Origin of the sequence: Rhodococcus sp. IC4_135 (assembly GCF_011602025.1) — a bacterium.
Classification (GTDB): Bacteria; Actinomycetota; Actinomycetes; order Mycobacteriales; family Mycobacteriaceae; genus Rhodococcus_F; species Rhodococcus_F baikonurensis.
The window spans coordinates 238,254-259,678 of sequence record NZ_JAAOLG010000006.1 but is presented as its reverse complement, the minus strand read 5'-3'; the positions used below and the strand labels follow the sequence as shown (position 1 = coordinate 259,678).

19 protein-coding genes and 1 other RNA gene are annotated in these 21,425 nt (G+C 63.7%); 13 read left to right on the top strand and 7 right to left on the bottom strand.

Translation table 11 applies throughout. From position 1 onward, the window contains the following. Positions 1–69 precede the first annotated feature (69 nt). Together G8767_RS14585 and G8767_RS14580 are read left to right on the top strand one after the other, a co-directional pair. Positions 70–807 (top strand): C4-type zinc ribbon domain-containing protein, encoded by a 738-nt coding sequence (locus G8767_RS14585; protein WP_019748955.1) that lies wholly within the window; start codon positions 70–72, stop codon positions 805–807. Next, positions 804–1,928 carry a bifunctional RNase H/acid phosphatase gene (locus G8767_RS14580; protein WP_166810546.1) on the top strand — a complete coding sequence of 375 codons (1,125 nt, stop codon included), beginning with the start codon at positions 804–806 and terminating at the stop codon, positions 1,926–1,928. Before G8767_RS14585 ends, G8767_RS14580 begins: the two co-directional genes overlap by 4 nt. A gap of 40 nt (positions 1,929–1,968) precedes the next feature. Here the strand turns inward: G8767_RS14580 and G8767_RS14575 are convergent, their stop codons facing one another. Next, on the bottom strand, positions 1,969–3,204 hold the full coding sequence (locus G8767_RS14575; protein WP_166810545.1) for an SLC13 family permease: 1,236 nt from the start codon (positions 3,202–3,204) through the stop codon (positions 1,969–1,971). A 28-nt stretch (positions 3,205–3,232) separates the two neighbouring features. Continuing rightward, entirely contained in the window at positions 3,233–3,760 is a 528-nt protein-coding gene (locus G8767_RS14570) for a DUF1697 domain-containing protein (protein WP_166810544.1), read from the bottom strand. 54 nt (positions 3,761–3,814) lie between these two features. Between G8767_RS14570 and rnpB the strand changes: the two genes are divergently transcribed. From rnpB to G8767_RS14555, 3 genes are all read left to right on the top strand, one after another. Next, positions 3,815–4,229, top strand: an RNA gene (gene rnpB, locus G8767_RS14565) — RNase P RNA component class A. A 323-nt stretch (positions 4,230–4,552) separates the two neighbouring features. Continuing rightward, the gene (locus G8767_RS14560; RefSeq protein ID WP_007735457.1) at positions 4,553–4,738 is read left to right on the top strand and encodes a hypothetical protein; all 186 of its coding nucleotides are present in this window, start codon (positions 4,553–4,555) and stop codon (positions 4,736–4,738) included. Positions 4,739–4,814: 76 nt separating this feature from the next. Then, a complete protein-coding gene (locus G8767_RS14555; RefSeq protein WP_095969812.1) occupies positions 4,815–6,224 on the top strand; it encodes an RNB domain-containing ribonuclease in 1,410 nt (469 codons plus the stop codon). 4 nt (positions 6,225–6,228) lie between these two features. Here the strand turns inward: G8767_RS14555 and pip are convergent, their stop codons facing one another. Genes pip through panB form a run of 3 tightly spaced genes read right to left on the bottom strand, consistent with a single transcriptional unit; the run spans position 6,229 to position 8,582 of the window. Beyond that, entirely contained in the window at positions 6,229–7,221 is a 993-nt protein-coding gene (gene pip, locus G8767_RS14550) for a prolyl aminopeptidase (RefSeq protein WP_075833467.1), read from the bottom strand. Beyond that, the gene (locus G8767_RS14545) at positions 7,221–7,661 is read right to left on the bottom strand and encodes a hypothetical protein (RefSeq protein WP_206029343.1); all 441 of its coding nucleotides are present in this window, start codon (positions 7,659–7,661) and stop codon (positions 7,221–7,223) included. The genes pip and G8767_RS14545 overlap by 1 nt, the downstream gene beginning before the upstream one ends. 51 nt (positions 7,662–7,712) lie before the next feature. Continuing rightward, positions 7,713–8,582 (bottom strand): 3-methyl-2-oxobutanoate hydroxymethyltransferase, encoded by an 870-nt coding sequence (panB, locus tag G8767_RS14540; RefSeq protein ID WP_166810542.1) that lies wholly within the window; start codon positions 8,580–8,582, stop codon positions 7,713–7,715. A gap of 207 nt (positions 8,583–8,789) precedes the next feature. Here panB and G8767_RS14535 point away from each other — a divergent pair, with 207 nt between their 5' ends. The 3 genes from G8767_RS14535 to G8767_RS14525 all read left to right on the top strand — a co-directional run bounded on the left by G8767_RS14535 (position 8,790) and on the right by G8767_RS14525 (position 14,820). After that, positions 8,790–10,361 (top strand): alpha/beta hydrolase, encoded by a 1,572-nt coding sequence (locus G8767_RS14535; RefSeq protein WP_166810541.1) that lies wholly within the window; start codon positions 8,790–8,792, stop codon positions 10,359–10,361. Between the two features lie 107 nt (positions 10,362–10,468). Further along, positions 10,469–11,809 (top strand): glutamine synthetase family protein, encoded by a 1,341-nt coding sequence (locus G8767_RS14530; RefSeq protein ID WP_003941637.1) that lies wholly within the window; start codon positions 10,469–10,471, stop codon positions 11,807–11,809. After that, the gene (locus tag G8767_RS14525) at positions 11,806–14,820 is read left to right on the top strand and encodes a bifunctional [glutamine synthetase] adenylyltransferase/[glutamine synthetase]-adenylyl-L-tyrosine phosphorylase (protein WP_166810540.1); all 3,015 of its coding nucleotides are present in this window, start codon (positions 11,806–11,808) and stop codon (positions 14,818–14,820) included. Before G8767_RS14530 ends, G8767_RS14525 begins: the two co-directional genes overlap by 4 nt. Before the next feature lie 9 nt (positions 14,821–14,829). Here G8767_RS14525 and G8767_RS14520 read toward each other — a convergent pair whose 3' ends face one another. Further along, on the bottom strand, positions 14,830–15,690 hold the full coding sequence (locus G8767_RS14520) for a fused MFS/spermidine synthase (RefSeq protein WP_166810539.1): 861 nt from the start codon (positions 15,688–15,690) through the stop codon (positions 14,830–14,832). A 166-nt stretch (positions 15,691–15,856) separates the two neighbouring features. Between G8767_RS14520 and G8767_RS14515 the strand changes: the two genes are divergently transcribed. The 4 genes from G8767_RS14515 to G8767_RS14500 all read left to right on the top strand — a co-directional run bounded on the left by G8767_RS14515 (position 15,857) and on the right by G8767_RS14500 (position 19,608). After that, entirely contained in the window at positions 15,857–16,984 is a 1,128-nt protein-coding gene (locus tag G8767_RS14515) for an NDMA-dependent alcohol dehydrogenase (protein ID WP_095969992.1), read from the top strand. 187 nt (positions 16,985–17,171) lie between these two features. After that, a complete protein-coding gene (locus G8767_RS14510; RefSeq protein WP_095969819.1) occupies positions 17,172–17,993 on the top strand; it encodes an alpha/beta hydrolase in 822 nt (273 codons plus the stop codon). Between the two features lie 43 nt (positions 17,994–18,036). Continuing rightward, complete coding sequence (locus tag G8767_RS14505) at positions 18,037–19,068, top strand: cupin domain-containing protein (protein WP_166810538.1); 1,032 nt, start codon at positions 18,037–18,039, stop codon at positions 19,066–19,068. Between the two features lie 18 nt (positions 19,069–19,086). Continuing rightward, positions 19,087–19,608: a hypothetical protein gene (locus G8767_RS14500; RefSeq protein ID WP_166810537.1), complete on the top strand. Its 522-nt coding sequence runs from the start codon at positions 19,087–19,089 to the stop codon at positions 19,606–19,608. Positions 19,609–19,654: 46 nt separating this feature from the next. Here the strand turns inward: G8767_RS14500 and G8767_RS14495 are convergent, their stop codons facing one another. Next, positions 19,655–20,341 (bottom strand): GntR family transcriptional regulator, encoded by a 687-nt coding sequence (locus tag G8767_RS14495; RefSeq protein ID WP_095969820.1) that lies wholly within the window; start codon positions 20,339–20,341, stop codon positions 19,655–19,657. Positions 20,342–20,469: 128 nt separating this feature from the next. On the opposite strand from G8767_RS14495, the gene G8767_RS14490 reads away from it, so the two are divergent. Further along, positions 20,470–21,390, top strand: a complete 921-nt coding sequence (locus G8767_RS14490) for a rhodanese-like domain-containing protein (RefSeq protein ID WP_166810536.1) — start codon at positions 20,470–20,472, stop codon at positions 21,388–21,390. Positions 21,391–21,425 lie beyond the last annotated feature (35 nt).

The following is a 21,425-nucleotide window of genomic DNA, read 5'->3' as shown; positions in this document are numbered from 1 at the left end:
GAGCAGTTCTTCGAGAGCCGTCCTTCGCGAGCACTGCCGACATCGGACTTACAGCAGGAGTTATACAGCGTGAACGTCGAACCACAGGTGCAGTCCAAGCTTCTCGACCTCGCCGGGGTGGATGCTGAGCTCACTCGGATCACCCACCGACGCGGAGCGCTTCCCGAGCAGCAGGAAGTCGAACGTCTCGAGGCCGAGCGAATCAGCCGTAAAGACGCGTCCGTAGCCGTCGAAATCCAGATCGACGACATCGATCGCGACATTCGCAAGCTCGAAGGCGAGGTCGACGCTGTTCGTCAGCGTGAGGATCGTGACCGCACGCTGTTGCAGAGTGGGTCGGTCGGGGCGAAGCAGCTCACCGAACTCGAACACGAACTCGGCAGCCTGGTCAGGCGGCAGGGGCTCCTCGAGGACGAGTTGCTCGAAGTGATGGAGCAGCGTGAGGCATTGCAGGCCGATCACGATCACGCCGGTGCCCAGCTGTCCCAGGCCGAAGAAGAGCTGATCGACGCCAAGCGTCGCCGCGACGACGCCGTCGCCGATCTGGACAAGGCGCAGGAGCGTTGCGCCGCCGATCGCGAACGACTCGTCGGCGAATTCCCCGCCGATTTCCTTGCTGTGTACGAGAAGCAGCGCACCCTGGGCGGACCGGGCGCAGCGCTTCTGCAGGCACGCCGATGTGGCGCTTGCCGGATCGAGATCGACCGCGGCGAGATCTCCCGAATCGCCGCGACGCCCGCCGATGTCGTCGTTCGTTGCCCTGAGTGCAATGCAATCATGGTGCGTACCAAGGAGTCCGGTCTGTGAGTCCCACGCAGGTCATCGTCGAGGCCGACGGTGGATCGCGCGGCAACCCCGGCCCGGCCGGCTACGGTGCCGTGGTCTTCGACTCCAACCGCTCGGTGTTGGCCGAACGCAAGGAAAGCATCGGAATCGCGACCAACAACGTCGCCGAGTACCGCGGACTGATCGCAGGGTTGACTGCCGCCGGTGAACTCGGAGCGTCGACGGTCGACGTCCGCATGGACTCCAAGCTGGTCGTCGAGCAGATGTCCGGGCGATGGAAGGTCAAGCACCCGGACATGATTCCGCTGCAGCGACGCGCTGCCGAGTTGGCGACGCAGTTCTCGCGAGTGACCTACACGTGGATTCCGCGCGGCGAGAATTCTCATGCCGATCGTCTTGCCAACGAGGCGATGGACGCGGCTGCCGGCATCGAAAGCGCGGCCCCCGCACCTGTTGCACCCGCCGCGCCGTCCGAAGAGACGTCGGAGCCTCAGATCGCCGGCTCTCCCGGATGGATCGCCACCACCGGCAAGCCGACGCGAATGTTGTTGCTACGTCACGGACAGACAGCGATGTCGGTCGATCGCCGCTACTCCGGGCGCGGCAATCCGGAGCTCACGGAACTGGGCCGCGCGCAGGCTGCCGGCGCGGCCGGACGCTTCGGGAACCGCGGCGGTATCGACGCCATCGTCTGCTCACCCCTCGGCAGAACCCGTGAGACGGCAGAGGCATCGGCGCGCGTGCTCGGTCTTCCCGTCGTCGAGCACAAGGGTTTGATCGAAACCGATTTCGGCGACTGGGACGGACTCACGTTCCGCGAGGCAGCCGAGCGCGACCCGGACCTGCATCGCGAATGGCTCTCGGACACTTCGGTGCGTCCACCCGGCGGCGAGAGTTTCGACGAGGTGCGAGAACGAGTCGTCGCCGCGCGCGACGACCTGATCTCGACCTACGGCGGCGCGACGCTGTTGGTCGTCTCTCACGTCACCCCGATCAAGACTTTGGTGCAGTTGGCGCTCGATGCCGGGCCGTCGTTGCTGTACCGCTTGCATCTGGACCTGGCGTCGCTGAGCATCACCGAGTTCTACCCCGACGGGGGAGCTTCGGTCCGGTTGGTCAACGACACGTCACACCTTCGCTGAAAGAACCCTGACGGCTGATCAGCCTCTGATCAGCCTCTGATCAGATCACCAACCACAGGGCACTCACGGCGGCGAGCAGCGTCAGTGGCGTCGTGATGATCCCGAGCAGAGTGAATGTCGCCAGCGTGGGCGGTGCGCCCGCGCTGGTGGCAACTCGTCGCCAGAGCATAGTGGCGAGAGAGCCCACGTAGGTGAGGTTGGGGCCGAGGTTGACGCCGATCAACATCGCGAGCACCAGAGCTGGAGGTGCCGCCGTTCCGAGCGCCGCGATCATCAGCAAGGTTGCCGGCAGGTTGTTGACGAGATTGGACGCAACCGCCGCTACCGCGGCGACAAAGAGCAGTGAGCCGTAGCTGGTGTCGCCTGGCAGGATCTGCGCAATCCATTCGCCCACCGGCCCGTTCGCGACGCCGGCGACGATGATCCCGAGAACCAGGACGAACGCGCAGAACCAGAGGTCGGCAGCGTAGATCATCTTGGCGGCGGTCGTACGGTGCCGAGCCAGAGCGATCGCTCCCAGGACACTCGCACCCACCACGGCGATCCAGGCGGGTTCGATCCCGAAGAAACCCGAAACCGCGAAACCGAGCAGCGTCAGTCCGATCACCGTCAGCGGCAGAATCGGCGCAGGCGCAGATCTGGCTGCCGCAGGCGGATCTGCACTGTCGTCCCGCACGAGTTCCGAACGAAAGAACAGTCGAAAGATCAGATATTCGACAGCGATCGTCACGACCCACGGCAACGCCATCAATGCGGTGAAGTGCAAGAACGTCAAACCTGTTGCAGCAAAAGCGATGAGGTTGGTCAGGTTCGACACCGGCAGGAGCGTCGACGCCGAGTTCGACAGGTGCGCACTGGCATAGGAATGGGGCCGCGGACTTGCTCCGATGGATCGTGCGGCCGCGATCACTGCGGGCGTCAGCAGCACGACGGTGGCGTCGAGGCTCAGGACAGCCGTGGTCAGGGCAGCGGCGCCGAATACGTACATCAGCAACCGCTGCGGATCGGCAAGGGATTTTTGCTGCAGGATCTGGCTGACCCAGCGAAAGACGCCGAGAGCGTCCGCGGCATGAGCGAGAACCAGCACGGCAACCAGGAAGACGACGGTGGGTGCCATGCTCGTCAGTTCTTCGCGGGCTTCGTCGAGAGTGACGATGCCGGTCAGGAGAACGACGACGGCTGCCGGCCCGGCGATGACGATCTCGGGGAGCCCGCGTGGACGCACGATCGCAAAGACGAGGACGAGGGCGACGAGCAGGATCGGTAGAAGAGTCACGCGTTGGTGCTCCGTGTCGGGGCGAGCGTCATTTGAGCAGTTTGTAGAGCGTGTTCAGATTTCGGGTTGTGGTGAAGGCCTTGAACTTCGGTTTTCCGGTGTTCCTGCCGAACGCGCTCTTGACGGTCTGCCCCTTCTCGACCTCCCAGTACAGGACTCCGTCGCCGGCCACCACGCGTTCGACCGAGGCATCGAGTTGCGCTGCCGCAGCGCTCAATTCCTCGAGGATTTCAGGCTCGGAGGCAACCATCGCGTAAGCATGCCAACCCTCGCGTTCGCGCTCGAACGGGTAGTTGTCCACGATCGCTCGCAGTGTCGGAATGTCGAGGACGAATACCCAAGCCTCGTAGCCGAACTCGCGGGCAAGGGCGGATTCGATCTGTTTCTTCAACGACGGGATGTCGGTGCTCGGACTGTCGAACAGAACGTTGCCGGAGGCCAGGACGGTTTTCACGCCTTCGAATCCGAGGTCACCGAAGACTCTCGCCAGGTCCGCCATCTTGATGTTGATGCCGCCCACGTTGATACCGCGTAGCAGGGCCACGTACCGAGTCATAAGGTGACCATAGTGCCGACCACCGACAGGCGCCCGGTAGCATACGGGGGCGGACGAGTTGGCCGGGCGGCCGCGGCTTCTGGAACCAGCGTGAACCACGCACAGGCCTGGGGCCGAGGAAAGTCCGGACTCCACAGAGCAGGGCGGTTGTTAACGGCAACCCGAGGCAACTCGCGGGACAGTGCCACAGAAAACAGACCGCCTGCCTTTCGAGGCAGGTAAGGGTGAAACGGTGCGGTAAGAGCGCACCAGCACCTCGGGTGACCGGGGTGGCTAGGTAAACCCCGCCCGGAGCAAGGTTGAAGGTCGCATCGCCCGCGGTGCGGCTGCGCAGGTGTTCGAGGGCTGCTCGCCCGAGCCTGCGGGTGAACCGCTCGAGGCACCCGGCGACGGTGTGCCCAGATGGATGGTCGCCACTCGGCACTTCGGTGTCGCAGGACAGGATCCGGCTTACACGCCGACTCGTCCGCCCGCGATCTGCAAGAGAGCAAAAAGGAAGACCCCCACCGGATCGGTGGGGGTCTTCCTTTTTTGGTCGAAAGCTGTCAGACAGGCTTGATGACCAGCAGCGTAGCCCAGTACGTTGCCGCGTCATGGCCCATGAGCGGGAGGAGGTAATCGTAAAGAATTGCGGACATGCGCACTCCATTTTCTGTTCGTAGCTTGTGTTGGGCATTCAAGCAGAACTCACCGTTCGAATGTCCGGTTCTCACCTGCCAGGCCAAGTAGAAAGAATATCAGTCTCACAGCGATCTACAAGCTTCTATCTCACTCTGATGTCACACTGTGGATATGACTGATGAAGATCGACTCTGGTACTTCGACGTGTCCGACGGTTCCGTCACGCAGGGAAAGGGTGCGTCCTCGCTGACGAGGATGGGGCCGTACCCTGATCGGGACTCTGCCGAGCATGCATTGAAGATCGCGGCCGAACGCAACAAAGCCGCCGATCGGGCAGACGAAGACTGGAACAACTGAGACTGGAACAACTGGGACCGGTACAGCTGCTGGACCGGCCCGAACCGATCATGGAGGACGCGTGCCCGCGGGTCGAATGATGGTGCAGGGAATCGACTTCGGAGTGGTTCGGGCGGAATTCGATTTGCCAGGAGCATTCTCGGCCGCGGCGCAGGCCGAGGCCGAGAATGCCGTGGATCGTTTCGGTGCCGGGCGTGTCGACGAAACGGGTATCGCCTTCGTGACCATCGACCCTCCCGGATCGATGGACCTCGACCAGGCAGTACACATCGAGAAGACGTCGACCGGGTACGTCGTGCACTACGCGATCGCCGACGTCGCGGCGGTGGTGTCGCCAGGTGGTGCGCTCGACATCGAAACCCGCAAACGTGGCCAAACCTTCTATCTCCCGGACGGTTCCGTTCCGCTGCATCCTCGGGCGTTGTCGGAGGGATCGGCGAGCCTGCTGCCGGACGTGGTTCGCCCCGCCGCGCTGTGGCGTATCGAGTTGGATGCCCAAGCCGAGCCCACGTCGTGGCAGGTGAGGCGAGCTCTGGTGAAATCTGTGGCGCGTCTGGATTATTCGACCGTGCAGCGCGACGCGGACGCGGGCACCTTGCATCCGTCGATCGCCGCACTACCGGAGTTCGGACGATTGCGCAGTGCCTCAGCGGTTGCCAGGGGCGCCATCGAGCTGAAACTGCCCGAGCAGTCAGTGGTTCGGGAGCAGCCGGAGGACGAGTCCTCGGTTCGCTGGCGGATCGAGTTGGAGCCACGCACCGAAGCGGACGACTGGAACGCAGAAGTGTCGCTACTGACCGGGATGTGTGCCGGCCGCATGATGATCGACGCAGGTATCGGGTTGCTTCGCACGCTGCCGCCCGCCGAGGAGTCCGCGGTTCGGACCTTGCGGAGAACTGCAGTGGCGCTGGGTATCACGTGGCCGGAGGGGGAAAGCGTCGGGCAGATTCTTGCCGGCCTCGACTCGGGCGAGCCGTCGACGATGGCGCTGATGTCGGTTGCGCCGTCGTTGCTGCGCGGCGCAGACTACGCGGCCTTCGACGGCCGATTACCGGAGTTGACGGTGCATGCGGGGATCGGAGCGCCCTACGCTCACGTCACGGCTCCGCTACGCCGCCTGTCCGATCGTTTCAGCACCGAGGTGTGTCTGGCGATCACAGCTGGTACGGCGGTACCGGAATGGGTGCGCACCGCCCTTCCCGAGTTGCCCGACATCATGAGTGGGTCCGACTCACTGGCGAACAAGGTCGACCGCGCGTGCATCGATCTGACCGAGTCCACGCTGCTCGACGGCCGGGTCGGCGAGGTCTTCGACGCGGTGGTGATGCGCGCCAAGGACGGAAAGCGCTCGGCGGAAGTGTTTGTCCCGTCGGTCGCCGTGATTGCGAAATGCGTCGGAACGCCCGACGACGGTGAGCGCGCAAAGGTGCGACTCACCGCCGTCGACACCGTCAAACGGACGGTGGAATTCACGTTCCCGGCGTAGGGAGCTACCGGTACGAATCGGTGGCTTCCACCAAGTGATGTGCGATGCCGGGCTCCATCGCGGAGTGTCCGGCGTCGTCGACGATCACGAGCTTGGATTCGGGCCACGCCTTGTGCAGTGCCCAGGCACTGGTGGCGGGGCAGACGACGTCGTAGCGGCCCTGGACGATCGTCCCCGGAATGCCGTGCAGTGCGGAGCTTTTGCGTAGGAGCTGACCCTCGTCGAAGAATCCGCCGTTGACGAAGTAGTGATTCTCGATGCGAGCGAAGGCCAAGGCGAACCTGGTCTCGGAGTTCTGTTCGATCTTGTCCGCCTGTGGATACAGGTAACTCGTCGATCCTTCCCAGGCAGACCAGGCGATCGCTGCCCGGGCTGCGACGTCGGGGTCTTCGGAATGGAGCAATTGGTGATAGACCGCGACGAGGTCTTCACCGCGCTGCGCCTCGGGCACCGGTTCGAGGAACTTGTCCCAGCGCTCCGGAAAGATGTTTCCGGCGCCGCCGTTGTAGTACCAGTCGATCTCGCTGCGACGCAGGAGGAAGATCCCGCGCAGGACCAGTTCCGTGACGCGCGTGGGAAACGTTTCGGCGTAGGCGATGGAAAGCGTGGAACCCCAGGACCCGCCGAAGACCATCCACTTGTCGATCGACAGATGTTCACGCAGGGCTTCGATGTCGGCCAGCAGCTTGTCGGTCGTGTTCACCGACAGGTCGGCGCCGTCGGCAACGTGCGGGGTGGATCGCCCGCAGCCGCGCTGGTCGAGGAGAACAATTCGGTATGCGGCCGGATCGAAGAACTGGCGCACCGCCGGTTGTGCACCGCCACCGGGGCCACCGTGCAGGAACACCACTGGCTTGCCGTCCGGATTGCCGCTGACTTCCCAGTACATGCTCTGGCCGTCACCGACATCGAGGAAACCGGTGACAAAGGGCTCGATCGGGGGATACAGACTCCGAAGAGCCGACGGCTGCCCTGAAGTGGCTGACGTGTCGGTCATCAGAAGCCCACCAGTCCGGAGGCGAGATCGGGGATCTCGAGTGCGGAAATCGCGCCGCTCCGGACATCGGGGCACGCGGCCGAGGTTGCCGCGTCGATGCTTTCGCGGTTCTGGGCGAGATCGAGCAGGTTGATGCTGTTCTGCGTCGCCCACGTGATGACGATCGTGTTCAGTCCACCCTTGCCGAGCGTCGGGGTGACGGTCCGCCAGTTCTGCAGCTGCCCTTCCATATCCGAGCACAACTGCTGGACCTGAGCGTCGGTGAACGTCGAACCGGACGCGGAGCTTGTTGCCGGCGCCGTCGTGGTGGAACTCGCGGGCGTAGTGCTGCTGGGCGCGGGAGAGTTTGTGGACCCTCCCGCGCATCCGCTCAGCACCGTGACGAGAGCTGCCGCACCGACTACAGCTGCGGCAGTAGAACTTCGACGGTTACCGATCATTGAACGCACCCCTGGCTGGTTGAGAGACAGGCGGCGTTCGCCGGTCTCGGATCAGAAACTGTGTTCTGCGGCCGGGAAAGCGCCAGTGCGAACTTCTGATGCATAGGCTGCGGCTGCGGAACGCAGTTCGTCACCGACGTTACCGAAACGCTTGACGAACTTGGCTGTCTTACCGCTCGTGTAACCCGCCATGTCCTGCCAGACGAGTACCTGAGCGTCGCATTCGGAACCGGCCCCGATGCCGACGGTGGGGATGGTGAGTTTGCGGCTGACCTGGCCCGCGATCTCGGCCGGAACCATTTCCATGACGACGGAGAACGCCCCGGCTTCCTGGACTGCAATGGCGTCCGCCACAAGCTGCTCGGCCGCGTCGCCGCGACCCTGGACGCGGAAACCGCCGAGCGAGTTCACGCTCTGCGGGGTGAATCCGACGTGAGCCATGACGGGGATGCCGGCCGAGGTGATTGCCGCGATCTGCTTGCTCATCCGCTCGCCGCCCTCGAGCTTGACGGCGTGCGCGAGGCCTTCCTTCATGAACCGTGTGGCAGTCGCCAGGGCCTGCTCGGCGGAACCCTCGTAGGTGCCGAAGGGGAGATCGGCGACGACGAGCGCGTGCGGTGCGCCGCGAACGACGCCGCGCACGAGCGGGAGCAGTTCGTCGACGGTGATCGGCACGGTGGTGTCGTAGCCGTAGACGACGTTGGCGGCCGAGTCGCCGACGAGCAGCACCGGGATGCCTGCGTCTTCGAAGATGCGTGCCGTGGAGTAGTCGTAAGCGGTGAGCATCGACCAGCGTTCGCCGTTCTGCTTCATCTCGGCGAGGTGGTGAATGCGCGTCTTGCGCTTCGGTGCATCGGTAGAGCCTGCAGTGGGTACAGAGCCTGCAGTGGGTACAGAACCGTAGAGAGGTGTTTCGGACATCGTTGTCCCTTTCTGGCCTCGAGGCCCTGAGCGTTGATCGCCTTCGGGTCCCCGGGTGTGGGTGATGACGTGTTCAGTCTGCCACCGGACATCGCCGACACGAATAGTTGACGGGGTGCAATGGGTCACATCACCGCGCGCGTATCAGGTAGGTGCCGAGATGAGGCGAACCGCTGGCTATCGCGGTTTCCTGGCACCATCGATGGCATGTCGAAGTTCGTTCGCCTCTCCGGTGCCCTCGCCGGAAGCGCAGCAGTGCTCGTGTTGGTTGTCGGTTGCACCAGTTCGGAAGGCACTCCCGAATCGGTGGAACCCGCTGGTTCCGCCGCGTCCGCGGTGCCGTCCGGCCTGGAGAAATTCTACGAGCAGACGCTCGACTGGGGTTCGTGCGACCAGTTCGTCGAAGAAGGAACTGCGCCGCTGGGGCGAGGGGTCGACTGCGCCGAGGTGAGCGTTCCCGTCGACTACGCGAATCCGAGCGGCGATACCGCGAAGGTGGTGATCTCGCGTTCGAAGGCCACCGGTGACCGCATCGGCTCGCTGTTGCTGAACCCCGGCGGGCCGGGTGGGTCCGGGCTGTCGATGGCCACGTCGGGTTCGGGCACCGAACTGCAGGAGCGTTTCGACATGATCGGCTTCGATCCGCGGGGGATCGGCGCGTCGACGCCGCAGGTTCGGTGTTTGACGCCGGAGGAGACAGACGCGGAGCGTGCGGAGGTCAACGTCGACATGACACCGGAGGGCATTGCCCTCGCCGAGGCGGACAGCAAGGACTACGCCGCCAAGTGCGCTGAGCGGACCGGTACGGAGTTCCTCGCGCATGTCGGTACCTACGAGGTGGTTCGAGACATGGACGTCATTCGTGGCGTTCTCGGCGATCCGAAGATGAACTACCTCGGGTTCTCGTACGGAACCCGGCTCGGATCCACTTACGCGGAAACCTTTCCGCAGAACGTCCGAGCGATGGTCCTCGACGGCGCGCTCGACCCCGAACAGGATCCGGTCGACGAAGTGGTCCTGCAAGGTCAGGGTTTCCAAGGCGCGTTCGACGCCTTTGTCGCCGACTGTGTCTCGCGAACGGACTGCCCGCTCGGTGACGATCCGGCGCAGGCGCAAGCGCGCTTTCAGGCACTCGTCGATCCGTTGATCGAGAAGCCGGCACAGACCACCGATCCGCGCGGGCTGAGTTATTCCGACGCGATCACGGGCGTCCAGCAGGCTCTGTATTCGCCACAGTTGTGGACGCCGCTGCGTGGGGGTCTGTCGAGTCTGGCCGACGGACGCGGCGACTCGCTGCTCAATCTCGCCGACATGTACGAAGGCCGTGAGGACGACGGCAGCTACTCCAACATCAACGACGCGTTCAACGCCATTCGCTGCGTGGACGATCCGGCAACCACCGACCGCGCCGAGGCCGGCGAGTCCGATACCCGGTACCGCGAAGCGGCCCCGTTCCTCGACGACGGCCGAGGGACCGGTCAAGCGCCGCTCGACCTGTGCGCGTTCTGGCCCGTTCCGGCAACCGGCAGCCCCCACGCGCTCGACCCCCAGGCCCTCGCGGATGCCGGCCTGCCTCAGCTGGTCGTCGTGTCCACGACGCAGGATCCGGCTACGCCGTATCAGGCCGGAGTGGATCTCGCGAAGCAGTTGGGCGCTGCCCTGATCACCTTCGACGGAACCCAGCACACGGTCGTTCTGGACGGAAACTCCTGCGTCGACGATGCCGTCGTCGACTACTTCGTGTACTTGAAGGCGCCGGAAGAGGGCCAGACATGTTAGTCGGCGCGGCGCCGTACGCTGCGCCTATTCGATGGTGACCAATCACTCTGTTAACCGGGACCACTGATGTAACACAGATTTAACGTGGCTTGCTTAGTCTCGCGTGCATGGATCGCCAAAAAGAATTCGTGCTTCGTACCCTGGAAGAGCGCGACATTCGGTTTGTCCGCTTGTGGTTCACCGACGTTCTCGGGTACCTCAAATCGGTGGCGATCGCCCCCGCCGAACTCGAAGGCGCCTTCGAGGAGGGAATCGGATTCGACGGTTCCGCCATCGAGGGATTCTCACGAGTCTCCGAAGCCGACACCGTCGCTCGGCCCGACGCCTCGACATTCCAGATCCTGCCGTGGGCCCACAAGGACGGTGCGCAGCATTCCGCGCGCATGTTCTGTGACATCACGATGCCCGACGGTTCGCCGTCGTGGGCCGATCCGCGCCACGTCCTGCGTCGCCAGTTGAGCAAGGCCAGCGACTTGGGCTTCAGCTGCTACGTCCACCCGGAAATCGAGTTCTTCCTTCTGGAGAACGGTCCGATCGACGGCACTCCGCCGATCCCGGCCGACTCGGGCGGATACTTCGACCAGGCAGTGCACGATTCGGCTCCGAACTTCCGCCGCCACGCCATCGACGCACTCGAGTCGATGGGCATCTCGGTCGAGTTCAGTCACCACGAGGCCGCGCCGGGTCAGCAGGAGATCGATCTGCGCTACGCCGACGCACTCTCGATGGCCGACAACGTCATGACGTTCCGGTACGTCGTGAAGGAGGTCGCGATCGGTGAAGGCGTCCGGGCGAGCTTCATGCCCAAGCCGTTCAGTGATCAGGCCGGCTCCGCGATGCACACCCACATGAGCCTGTTCGAGGGCGACACCAACGCCTTCCACAATCCGGACGATCCGATGCAGCTCTCCGAGACCGGCAAAGCGTTCATCGCCGGCATCCTCGAGCACGCCAACGAGATCAGTGCGGTCACGAACCAGTGGGTCAACTCGTACAAGCGACTCGTTCACGGGGGAGAGGCACCCACAGCTGCGTCGTGGGGCCCGTCCAACCGATCGGCTCTCATCCGCGTTCCGATGTACACGCCAAACAAGGCGTCGTCACGTCGCGTCGAGATCCGAAGCCCAGACTCGGCCTGCAACCCGTACCTGACTTTCGCGGTCCTGCTTGCTGCCGGTCTTCGAGGCATCGAGAAGGGCTACACCTTGCCGCCCGAGGCAGAAGACGACGTGTGGTCGTTGACCTCCGCCGAGCGTCGCGCCATGGGCTACAAGGAACTGCCGAGCAACTTGGACAGCGCTCTGCGCGAGATGGAGAAGTCGGAGCTGGTGGCCGAAGCACTCGGCGAACACGTCTTCGATTTCTTCCTGCGCAACAAGCGTCGTGAGTGGGAGGAATACCGCAGCCACGTGACGCCGTTCGAGCTCAAGACCTACCTCGGTCTGTGACGGTGAAACCGCCCGCTGCGAGGTCAGCAGTCCCAGGACCGGGTCGACTCGGGCTGGTCGAGCCCACCGCTGCCGACGAGTTGCGTCAGCTCGGTTGGGTCGACGCCGAGAGTATCGAACTCTTGTGGTCGCTTTCGCGTGCCGCGAATGCCGACCTCGCTCTGCGCACCCTTGTCCGGATCAAGGACGGGCTCGACGACGGGTGGCGCGAGCTCGATCAGGCATTGCGCAAGGACAAAAGCTTGCGGGGCCGGTTGTTCGCACTGGTGGGTGCGTCTTCGGCCTTCGGCGATCATCTGGCCGCGGATCCGATCGGCTGGAAACTACTCGACGGCACCTCTCTGCCGACCAAGGACGAGGCCACCGCTGCTTTGCTCGAAGCCGTGGGCGCCACCCTCGACGAGGGCGCTACCGAAGGCTCACTGACCTACCGCGCCACCCTGACCGGGCCGGAAGCTGTTGTTGCTCTGCGTAAGAGCTACAAGGACCAGTTGATGCTGCTGGCTGCGGCTGATCTTGCAGCGACCGTCGAGAACGAGCCCGTAGTGCCGTATCAGACTGTGGGTCACCAGCTTTCCGATCTCGCGGACGCTGCCCTGACCGCCGCACTGGCGGTGGCTATCGCAACGGTGTGCCCCGAGGGCAGCTGTCCGATCCGGCTCGCCGTGATCGCCATGGGCAAATGTGGTGCGCGCGAGCTGAACTACGTCTCCGACGTCGACGTCGTGTTCGTCGCCGAACCGGCCGATGCGACGGCCAGCCGCGTTGCCGGTGAGATGATGCGCATCGGTACTTCCGCTTTCTTCGAGGTCGACGCTGCGCTGCGTCCCGAAGGCAAGCGCGGAGAGTTGGTCCGCTCCCTCGAATCCCACATCACGTACTACAAGCGCTGGGCCAAGACCTGGGAGTTCCAGGCACTGCTCAAGGCTCGTCCGATGACCGGCGACATGGAGCTCGGTCGCCAGTACTCCGAGGCGATGAGCCCGATGGTGTGGATCGCCTCCGAGCGCGAGGACTTCGTTCCCGAAGTTCAGGCCATGCGTCGACGCGTCGAGGAAATGGTTCCGCCCGAACTGCGCGAGCGTGAACTCAAACTCGGCCGCGGAAGTTTGCGCGACGTCGAATTCGCCGTCCAGCTCCTGCAATTGGTGCACGGCCGGGCTGACCGTTCGTTGCACGTCCAGAGCACGGTCGATGCACTGACCGCATTGGCGGCGGGTGGATACGTCGGCCGCGACGACGCCGCCAACCTGACCGCGTCGTACGAATTCCTGCGCCTTCTCGAGCACCGTCTGCAGTTGCAGAAGCTCAAGCGCACGCACACCCTGCCGCCGCCGGACGACGAGGAAGCGCTGCGTTGGCTGGCCCGCGCCGCGCACATGCGGCCCGACGGGCGTCTGGATTCCCTCGGAGTCCTGCGCGCCGAGATCAAGCGGAATTCACATCGTATTCGCCGCCTGCACGCCAAACTGTTCTACCGCCCGCTTCTCGAATCGGTGGCGCGGATGGACAAGGAAGCACTGGTCCTGGGACCCGAAGCGGCGGTTCGGCAGTTGGCAGCTCTGGGTTACACGGCACCCGAGCATGCACTCGGACATCTGACAGCACTGACGAGTGGCGCTTCACGTAAGGGTCGGATTCAAGCGCTTCTACTGCCGACTCTGCTCGAATCACTCGCTGACACAACGGATCCCGATGCAGGTCTGCTTGCATACCGTAGGCTCTCGGACGCGCTCGTCGACCAGACCTGGTTCCTGCGCCTGCTCCGCGACGAGGCTGCAGTCGCCGAGCGTCTGATGACCGTACTGGGCTCGTCGGCGTATCTACCTGATCTGCTCATCAAGGCACCCGACGTGATCCGTTTGTTCGCGGATTCACCGAGTGGTCCGCGCCTGGTCGAGCCGAAGCCCGAAGACGTCGCTCGCGGAATCCTCACCGCCTCCGGCCGACACAGTGATCCCAATCGTGCTGTGGCCGCGGCCCGCTCGCTGCGGCGACACGAACTTGCACGCATCGCTTCGGCCGACATCCTCGGCATGCTCGATGTGCCCGCCGTCTGCAAGGCGCTGTCCTCGGTGTGGGCCGCGGTGCTCAACGCGTCGCTCTCCGCGGTGATCAAGGCCAGCGTCACCGAACTCGGAACCGAGGCGCCGGCCAGCTTCTCCGTCATCGGCATGGGTCGACTCGGCGGCGGCGAACTCGGCTATGGATCCGATGCCGACGTGCTGTTCGTGTGCGAACCCCGTGAGGGCGTCGACGAGACCGTTGCGGTCAAGTGGGCCAACAGCATTGCCGACAAGGTGCGCAAGCTTCTCGGTGCTCCGAGTACCGATCCGCCGCTCGAAGTCGACACCGGACTGCGCCCGGAAGGTCGTAACGGACCGATGGTGCGCACTCTCGAGTCCTACGACGCGTACTACGCGAAGTGGGCTCAGGCGTGGGAGATCCAAGCGCTCCTACGTGCGCATCCGGTTGCCGGTGACCCTGAACTGGGACTGCGGTTCCTGCACATGATCGACAAGACCCGCTACCCCGAAGGCGGCGTCAGTGACGCGGCGGTGCGCGAGATCCGGCGCATCAAGGCGCGCGTCGATTCCGAAAGGCTCCCGCGCGGAGCCGATCCGGCCACGCACACCAAACTGGGTCGCGGCGGCCTGGCCGACATCGAGTGGACTGTGCAACTGCTGCAGCTGCGCCACGCCGACAAGATCGAGTCGTTGCACAACACGTCGACGCTGGAAACTCTCGACGCTATCGGGGCCGCGGAACTGCTCAGCGAAGGCGACGTCGAACTGCTGCGTGACGCCTGGATCACCGCGACGAAGGCACGCAACTGCCTCGTTCTGGTGCGGGGCAAGCCGACAGACCAGCTTCCCGGCCCTGGCCGTGTCCTCGCGGCGGTGGCGCAGGTCGCCGGATACGGCGACGACGCAGGGGAGTTCCTCGACAACTACCTGCGCATCACACGACGGGCAAAGGCTGTGGTGGAGAGGGTGTTCGGCGGCGAGTAGTGCCGTCGGTCAGTCCTGTCGAACCGGCGCGTTCGCGGCGAACTTGCGGACTTCGGCGTCCTGCCAGACGTGGGCGGGCACTCCGCCGCCGAGTAGTTCGCGCGCGAGCGACGGTTGCCCGCCGATCGGTACGTCGCTGCCGGCGATGATCATGTTGCCGTAGCGGCGGCCCTTGAGCATTGCGGGATCGGCGATGATCGCCATGTGTTCGAATTGGGCGCCGATGGTCGCGGCCTCACTGCGCGCGCCCTGGAGATCCGGGGTGTCGCCGCAGTTGACGATGTAGATGCCGCCCGGTGCGAGTACGCGTCGTACGTGGGTGGTGAATTGCGCCGTCGTCAGTGGTGTCGGAGTTGTGCTGCCGGCGAAGACATCCCGAATCACTATGTCCCGGGTGGACTCGGTGAGAGTTTCGGTGACGGCGCGGGCCTCGCCGACGCGGATGCGCAGCAGTGGTGCGCGCGGAAGGTCGAACCAATCGCGCACGAGTTCGGCCAGGGCGCCGTCGATTTCGACAACCACCTGACGCGCGTCGGGGTAGGTGGCGGCGAAGTACCTGGCCATGGAGCAGGCTCCGCCGCCGAGGTGCAGAACCCGAAGGCGCTCGGCCTTGTCACGTTCGGAATCGACCAGATGCGCGATCCACCGCATGTACTCGAAATCGAGCACCGTCGGATCTGCGACGTTCACGTGGGAACTGGGCACTCCGTTGATCTGGATGATCCAGCTGTCGTCGGAGTATTGATCGCGGACTAGTTCGCACGTCCCGGTATCGATGGGGAAAGTGCCGGCGACCGGGCCGGACTCGCCTCGCTCGGGAGTACTGCTGCGAGTTCTGGTCTTGCGAGTTCCCTTGGCCACTGTGTCCATATTAGCCGTGTGCCTTTCCGGTAGAGGCGGCTACCAAAAAGGCGCGCGGACCGGCGGTATTCTCGGGCTACTTCAGGCACACTCGTACATGGAGTGTGATCGGCGACACAAATGCCGGCGCGTTCTTTCGTCGTCCGTGCATCACGAAGATTTTCGAGGAGTGCAGGTGAAGGTCAAGGCAGCGGTAGTCAAGGCGCCAGGTCAGGCGTGGGAGATCGAAGAGGTCGAGCTGGGGGACCCGGTCTCGGGTGAGGTGCAGGTCCGACTCGCCGCATCGGGACTGTGCCATTCGGACGAACATTTGCGTACGGGTGCCAGCCCGCTGCCCTTCTTCCCGGCCCTCGGCGGGCACGAAGGTGCCGGAGTGGTGACGAAGGTCGGCCCGGGCGTCACGAGCGTCGAAGAAGGCGACCACGTGGTTCTCGCCTTCATCCCCGCGTGCGGACGTTGTCCGTCCTGTGCGAAGGGTCTGCAGAACATCTGCGACGAGGGAGCCGGCCTGCTGACCGGGCAGGCGATCTCCGACAAGACCTATCGCGTAACGCTCAACGACGAACCGGTCATCCAGATGTGCCTGCTCGGAACTTTTTCGCCGTACGTGACCGTCAACGAGGCGTCCGTGATCAAGATCGAGAAGGACATCCCGCTCGACAAGGCGGCCTTGCTCGGCTGCGGTGTTGCCACCGGTTGGGGATCGGCCACCGCGATCGGCGGAGCCAAGGTCGGTGACACGGTTGTGGTCGTCGGCGTCGGCGGCGTCGGAATCAACTCGGTGCAGGGCGCGGCGTCCGCTGGAGCGCGCTTTGTGATCGCGATCGATCCCGTCGAATTCAAGCGCGACAAGGCAAAGGAATTCGGCGCCACACACACGTTTGCCTCACTCGAGGAAGCGTTACCGGTGATCGGTGAGATCACCTGGGGCAAGATGGCCGACGTCACCGTGATCACCGTGGGAGAAATCCACGGCGACATCATTCAGCCCGCGCTCAGTGCGACGGGTAAGGGTGGTCAGGTTGTGGTCGTCGGAATGGGGCATTACGCGGATTCGCAGGTGACGCTCAGCCTCTTCGAGCTGACCCTTCTGCAGAAGCGTTTGCAGGGAGCCATCTTCGGCGGGGTAGGACCACGGTCTCAGATTCCCAAGTTGCTCGATCACTACCGAAGCGGCGCACTCAAACTCGACGAGTTGGTGACCAAGACCTACAAGCTCGAGGAGATCAACGAGGGCTACGCAGACATGCTCGAGGGAAAGAACCTGCGCGGCATGATCGTCTACACGGAGGACGATTACTGATCGTTTCCCTCTGGCATAAGGGTCCGGCCCGGCACCACGCTTCGTGGTGCCGGGCCGCAGTCTTCTGCCCCCCGCAGATTTCTGTCGATCGATGAGTCGACTGCCCCCGTAGTGGGCACTCGCAGAGTGCGGGTACCGGGCACCGTGTCCGGACCTCACTCCATGACTCGACAGAGAAGAGCAGAACATGCCCTACATCACCACCTCCGACGGAACCGAGATCTACTACACCGAGCACGGCACCGGCCGGCCGATCGTCCTGAGCCACGGGTGGCCGCTGAGTTCCGACGCGTGGCAGGTCGAGATGAAGCTGTTCGCCGACGCCGGATACCGGACTGTCGCGCACGATCGTCGAGGACACGGTCGCTCGTCGAAGACGTACACCGGCAATGACATGGATACATACGCCAAGGACCTGGCTGAGCTGATCGACACACTCGACCTGAAAGACCTGATCCTGGTGGGCCATTCGACCGGCGGCGGGGAAGTGGTCCGTTATGCGGCGCAGCACGGCAAAGGGCGCGTGGCCAAGGTGATCACCGCCGGCGCCGTTCCGCCGATCATGGTCAAGTCGGACGGCAACCCCGAAGGCACACCGATCGAGGTGTTCGACGGCATTCGTGAGGGAGTTCTGCGAGACCGATCGCAGTTCTACAAGGATCTCAGCGAGAGCTTCTACGGTGCGAACCGCGAAGGGGCCGACGTCTCGCAAGGCGCGAAGGACGACTTCTGGAGGCAGGGGATGTTGGTCAACCTCGCCGCGGCCTACGACTGCGTCAAGGCATTCTCCGAGACAGACCAGACTTCCGATCTCGAAGCCATCGACGTTCCGTTCCTCATCGCTCAGGGGGACGACGATCAGATCGTGCCGATCGGCGCGGCGGCGGAGAAGGCGATCAAGTTGGTGAAGAAGGGGACGCTGAAGGTGTATCCCGGCGCACCGCACGGCATCTACGGCTCATATCAAGAGACACTCGACCAGGACATTCTCGCGTTCATCGAGGACTGACGTCAGCGAGGCGGAAGGACCAGAGTCGAAAGGACCCACAGCCATGTCTACACACGTTGCCACGTTGCGCGATGGTCCCAGCGTTTTCGAGAACGAACTCGGATCGATCTCGCAGCTCGACTCGAGTTCGTTGCCCATCCTGTCCGGTCTGTCGATCAAACGAATTGTTCTCGGCCCCGGCGCGATCCGCGAACCACAATGGAACGTCAACGCGAACCAGATCGCTTACGTCACCAGCGGAACCGTGCTCGTCTCGTTGCTGGGCAATGCCGACGAGTTCGCCAGTTTCGTGGTGCGAACGGGGCAGATGTATCACGTCGAATCCGGCGCGATTTATCACATCGAGAATGTCGGAGAGGGGGAAGCGGAGATCATTGCTGCCTTGCGAACTTCTCTCCCACAGCACTTTTCATTGCAGAGCAGCGTAAGCGCAATGTCGAACGCGGTGCTCGGCAATACCTACGACCTCGCCGCGTCGGCCTTTGACGTCTTGGGTAGGGCCGATGCGTCGCAGATAGTGCGGCGGGACGGCGCCGCCGTCGTTCCCGACACCGCCGGCTTTCCCAACGCGCATCTCTTCGACCTCGAAGGCCAGATCGCCCCTCTCGCTTATCCGTACGGACAGGCGAAGGTGGCGCGCAAGCAGTATTGGGCGGCGCTGGAGGATCTTTCGATGTACTCGTTGACTATTCGCGAGAGTGGGATGCGTGAGCCACACTGGCATCCCGTCACTGCTGAAATGGGATACGTGCATCGTGGTCACGGGCGGATGACGGTTCTCGATCCGGACGGGTCGCTCGACACCTATCTACTCGAGCCGGGTCAGGTGTATTTCGTTCCGCGTGCCTATCCCCATCACATCGAGGTTCTAGGTGACGAGGACATCAACTTCCTCATCTTCTTCGACCAGCCGACTCCAGGCGACATAGGCTACCGTGCAACGGCTTCCGCGTTCTCGCGCGGCGTTCTCTCGGCCTCGTTCGGTGTTCCGGAACGCGATCTGCCGGAATTTCCTTTCACCCCGATCGATCCGCTCATCGTCTCGCGGAACAATCCGATCGACCGCCAGCGCTGACCGGCAAGGACGCCCATGATGACCAGCACGCTCACCGTGACCGATCACGGGACGACGCTCGAATTCACGCACGAGGATGCTCTGCGCTATCACGGTCCGCAGGCTCCGGGAGGCGTGGCGCATGCTTACAAGGTTCTCGAGCGCGCACTCGAGGTGCTCGGCGGGGAGGGCTCCGTCGAGCGTCGTGACCTGGTCGTGGCCACCGCACATCGCGGACCAGGCGTGCGCGACGCGTTCGAGTTGGTCACGCGCGCGGTGACCGAAGGGCGGTACACCGTCGACAGCTCCCTGGCCCGGCCGGAACGAGGAAATACGCTCGCACTGTACGTCTTTCGAGTCGACTATCGTGGTGCGAGCGTCACGCTGACTGTTCGTGAGGGATTTGTCGTCGACGAGTTCATCGCTCTTTCCCGTAAGGCTGACCGGACGGCCGAAGACGAAGCGCGGCTGACAGTGCTCAAGCAGGAGATGGCGGACCGCGTGATGTCGAGCCCGGCCGAGAGTGTGTACGACGTCGAGATCGGCCCGCTCCCCGGCTGACTGACGGCGACGTAAGCGGCGGTGTGCAACTCTCGGCTGTCCGAAGTCAGCGGCTGGCGAACATCCTTATCCGCTGGTCGCGGCTGCGTTCGAGATGGTTGCGCATGTGGCCACGTGCGGACGATTCGTCCCTGGCGCGGATGGCGTTCAAGATCTCGTGATGTTCCGAATTGAGTAGGTCCGGTTCTCCGTAGTTCGACGGCGGGCCGCTGTCGTAGATTCGCAATTGGGTGGTGAGGCGGATCAGCAGTGAGGTGATGGTGGAATTGTGGGCGGCTTGCCACAGGGCCTCGTGAAACTTGAAGTTCCCGGAACGAACCTCGGTTCCTTCTGTTGCAGTGCAGCAGAACTCGTGCAATCCGTCCAGGCGGGCAAGGTCGAGATCGCTGTGGCGGAGTGCGGCAGCACCGGCAGCTTCCGATTCGAGGGCCACCCGCGCTGCGTAGATTTCGATGACGTCCTCGGGTGTGCCGGAGCGGACACGAAAACCGCGGGCGGCTCGCTCGAGTAGACCGTCGTGCGCGAGCCAGTTGAGTGCTTCCCGGATCGGGGTACGCGATGCGCCGTACGATTCGCACAATTGAGTCTCGTGCAGCGGAGCGCCCTGGGGGAACTTGCCGGCCAGGATGTCGGCCCGCAGGCGCAGGTACTGCCTCGAAGTCTGATCGGACCGGCCCAGCGCAGCCTCCGGCACCAGCAGATCGGTGGTGCTCGTATCGGCGTCGAGTTCCATGTGTCCCCATTCCTGTGCGTTCAAGTAGAACGCGTTCGATTATGCCATCGACTACGAGTGAGTACTTGCGTATACGCTAGTACTCATTTAGGTTCGTGGTTGTTCGATTCCGAGGGAGAGGGTCCGAAGTGGCTGGAGAGACCGCGTCGCCGCTGGTGGGTGCCGCTGAACTCGACGCGATGCTGCGTGAGGGAGGCGTCGCTGTGCTCGACGCGACGGTTCATTTTCCCCCTGCGCGATTCGACGGTGACTACCGCCCGGAATCCGGGTACGACGGCTGGGCCTCCTCGCACATCCCGGGTTCTCGGCACATCGACCTCATGGACGTCTTCTCCGAAAGGGAAGCGGCGCTGCATTTCACACACCCGTCAACGGAGCAGTTGGTTTCCGATCTCCAATCCAGTGGTATCGAGCCTGGCGCGACAATCGTGATCTACGACCAGGGTTCGACCACCTGGGCGTCACGGCTCTGGTGGGTGTTTCGCAATGTCGGCATCGAAGCGAGAGTCCTCGACGGTGGCCTCGCCGAATGGACTCGACGCGGCTTCGCTCTCGCGAGCGGCGACGACGTAATTCATACGTCGGCTTCGGCGCGTTGGAGCGTGACGGACCTCGGCCTATGGGTCGATCTACCGCGCGTTGCCTCACTGTCCTCGGGAGAAGTAGCCGGCACGCTGGTGTGTGCTCTCTCGCCTGAGCAGTACGAGGGAACGGAGAAGACGCGATACTCGCGACGCGGGCATATCCCGTCGAGTGTGAATCTGTCCGCGAAGAGTCTTCTCGACGCCGATGCCAGGATGCTTCCGGTGGACGATCTTCTGTCGAGATCTGCCGAGGTTGTGCCTGCCGTCGCCGAACCTGTCGTGATCTATTGCGGCGGTGGCGTTTCGGCGTGCTTGACGGCGCTTGCGCTGATCCGCAGCGGCTACGAGGACGTCAAAGTGTACGACGGTTCGTTGGAGGAATGGACTGCAGTTCCGGCTTTGCCGATGGTTGTCGGCCGTGAGTCCGAAAGCGCGATTCCGGACGATCGATGTCAGCGATCCTGAATCGCCGTAGTCCCGATACCACCATCCGCTTTGAA

Coding starts and splice junctions, on each gene's coding strand:
- G8767_RS14570 (WP_166810544.1), bottom strand. CDS start 3,760: ATGACTCGGTACGTGGCCCTGCTACGCGGTATCAACGTGGGCGGCATC.
- G8767_RS14560 (WP_007735457.1), top strand. CDS start 4,553: ATGACTGATGAAGATCGACTCTGGTACTTCGACGTGTCCGACGGTTCC.
- G8767_RS14555 (WP_095969812.1), top strand. CDS start 4,815: ATGATGGTGCAGGGAATCGACTTCGGAGTGGTTCGGGCGGAATTCGAT.
- pip (WP_075833467.1), bottom strand. CDS start 7,221: ATGACCGACACGTCAGCCACTTCAGGGCAGCCGTCGGCTCTTCGGAGT.
- G8767_RS14545 (WP_206029343.1), bottom strand. CDS start 7,661: ATGATCGGTAACCGTCGAAGTTCTACTGCCGCAGCTGTAGTCGGTGCG.
- panB (WP_166810542.1), bottom strand. CDS start 8,582: ATGTCCGAAACACCTCTCTACGGTTCTGTACCCACTGCAGGCTCTGTA.
- G8767_RS14535 (WP_166810541.1), top strand. CDS start 8,790: ATGTCGAAGTTCGTTCGCCTCTCCGGTGCCCTCGCCGGAAGCGCAGCA.
- G8767_RS14530 (WP_003941637.1), top strand. CDS start 10,469: ATGGATCGCCAAAAAGAATTCGTGCTTCGTACCCTGGAAGAGCGCGAC.
- G8767_RS14520 (WP_166810539.1), bottom strand. CDS start 15,690: ATGGACACAGTGGCCAAGGGAACTCGCAAGACCAGAACTCGCAGCAGT.
- G8767_RS14510 (WP_095969819.1), top strand. CDS start 17,172: ATGCCCTACATCACCACCTCCGACGGAACCGAGATCTACTACACCGAG.
- G8767_RS14505 (WP_166810538.1), top strand. CDS start 18,037: ATGTCTACACACGTTGCCACGTTGCGCGATGGTCCCAGCGTTTTCGAG.
- G8767_RS14500 (WP_166810537.1), top strand. CDS start 19,087: ATGACCAGCACGCTCACCGTGACCGATCACGGGACGACGCTCGAATTC.
- G8767_RS14495 (WP_095969820.1), bottom strand. CDS start 20,341: ATGGAACTCGACGCCGATACGAGCACCACCGATCTGCTGGTGCCGGAG.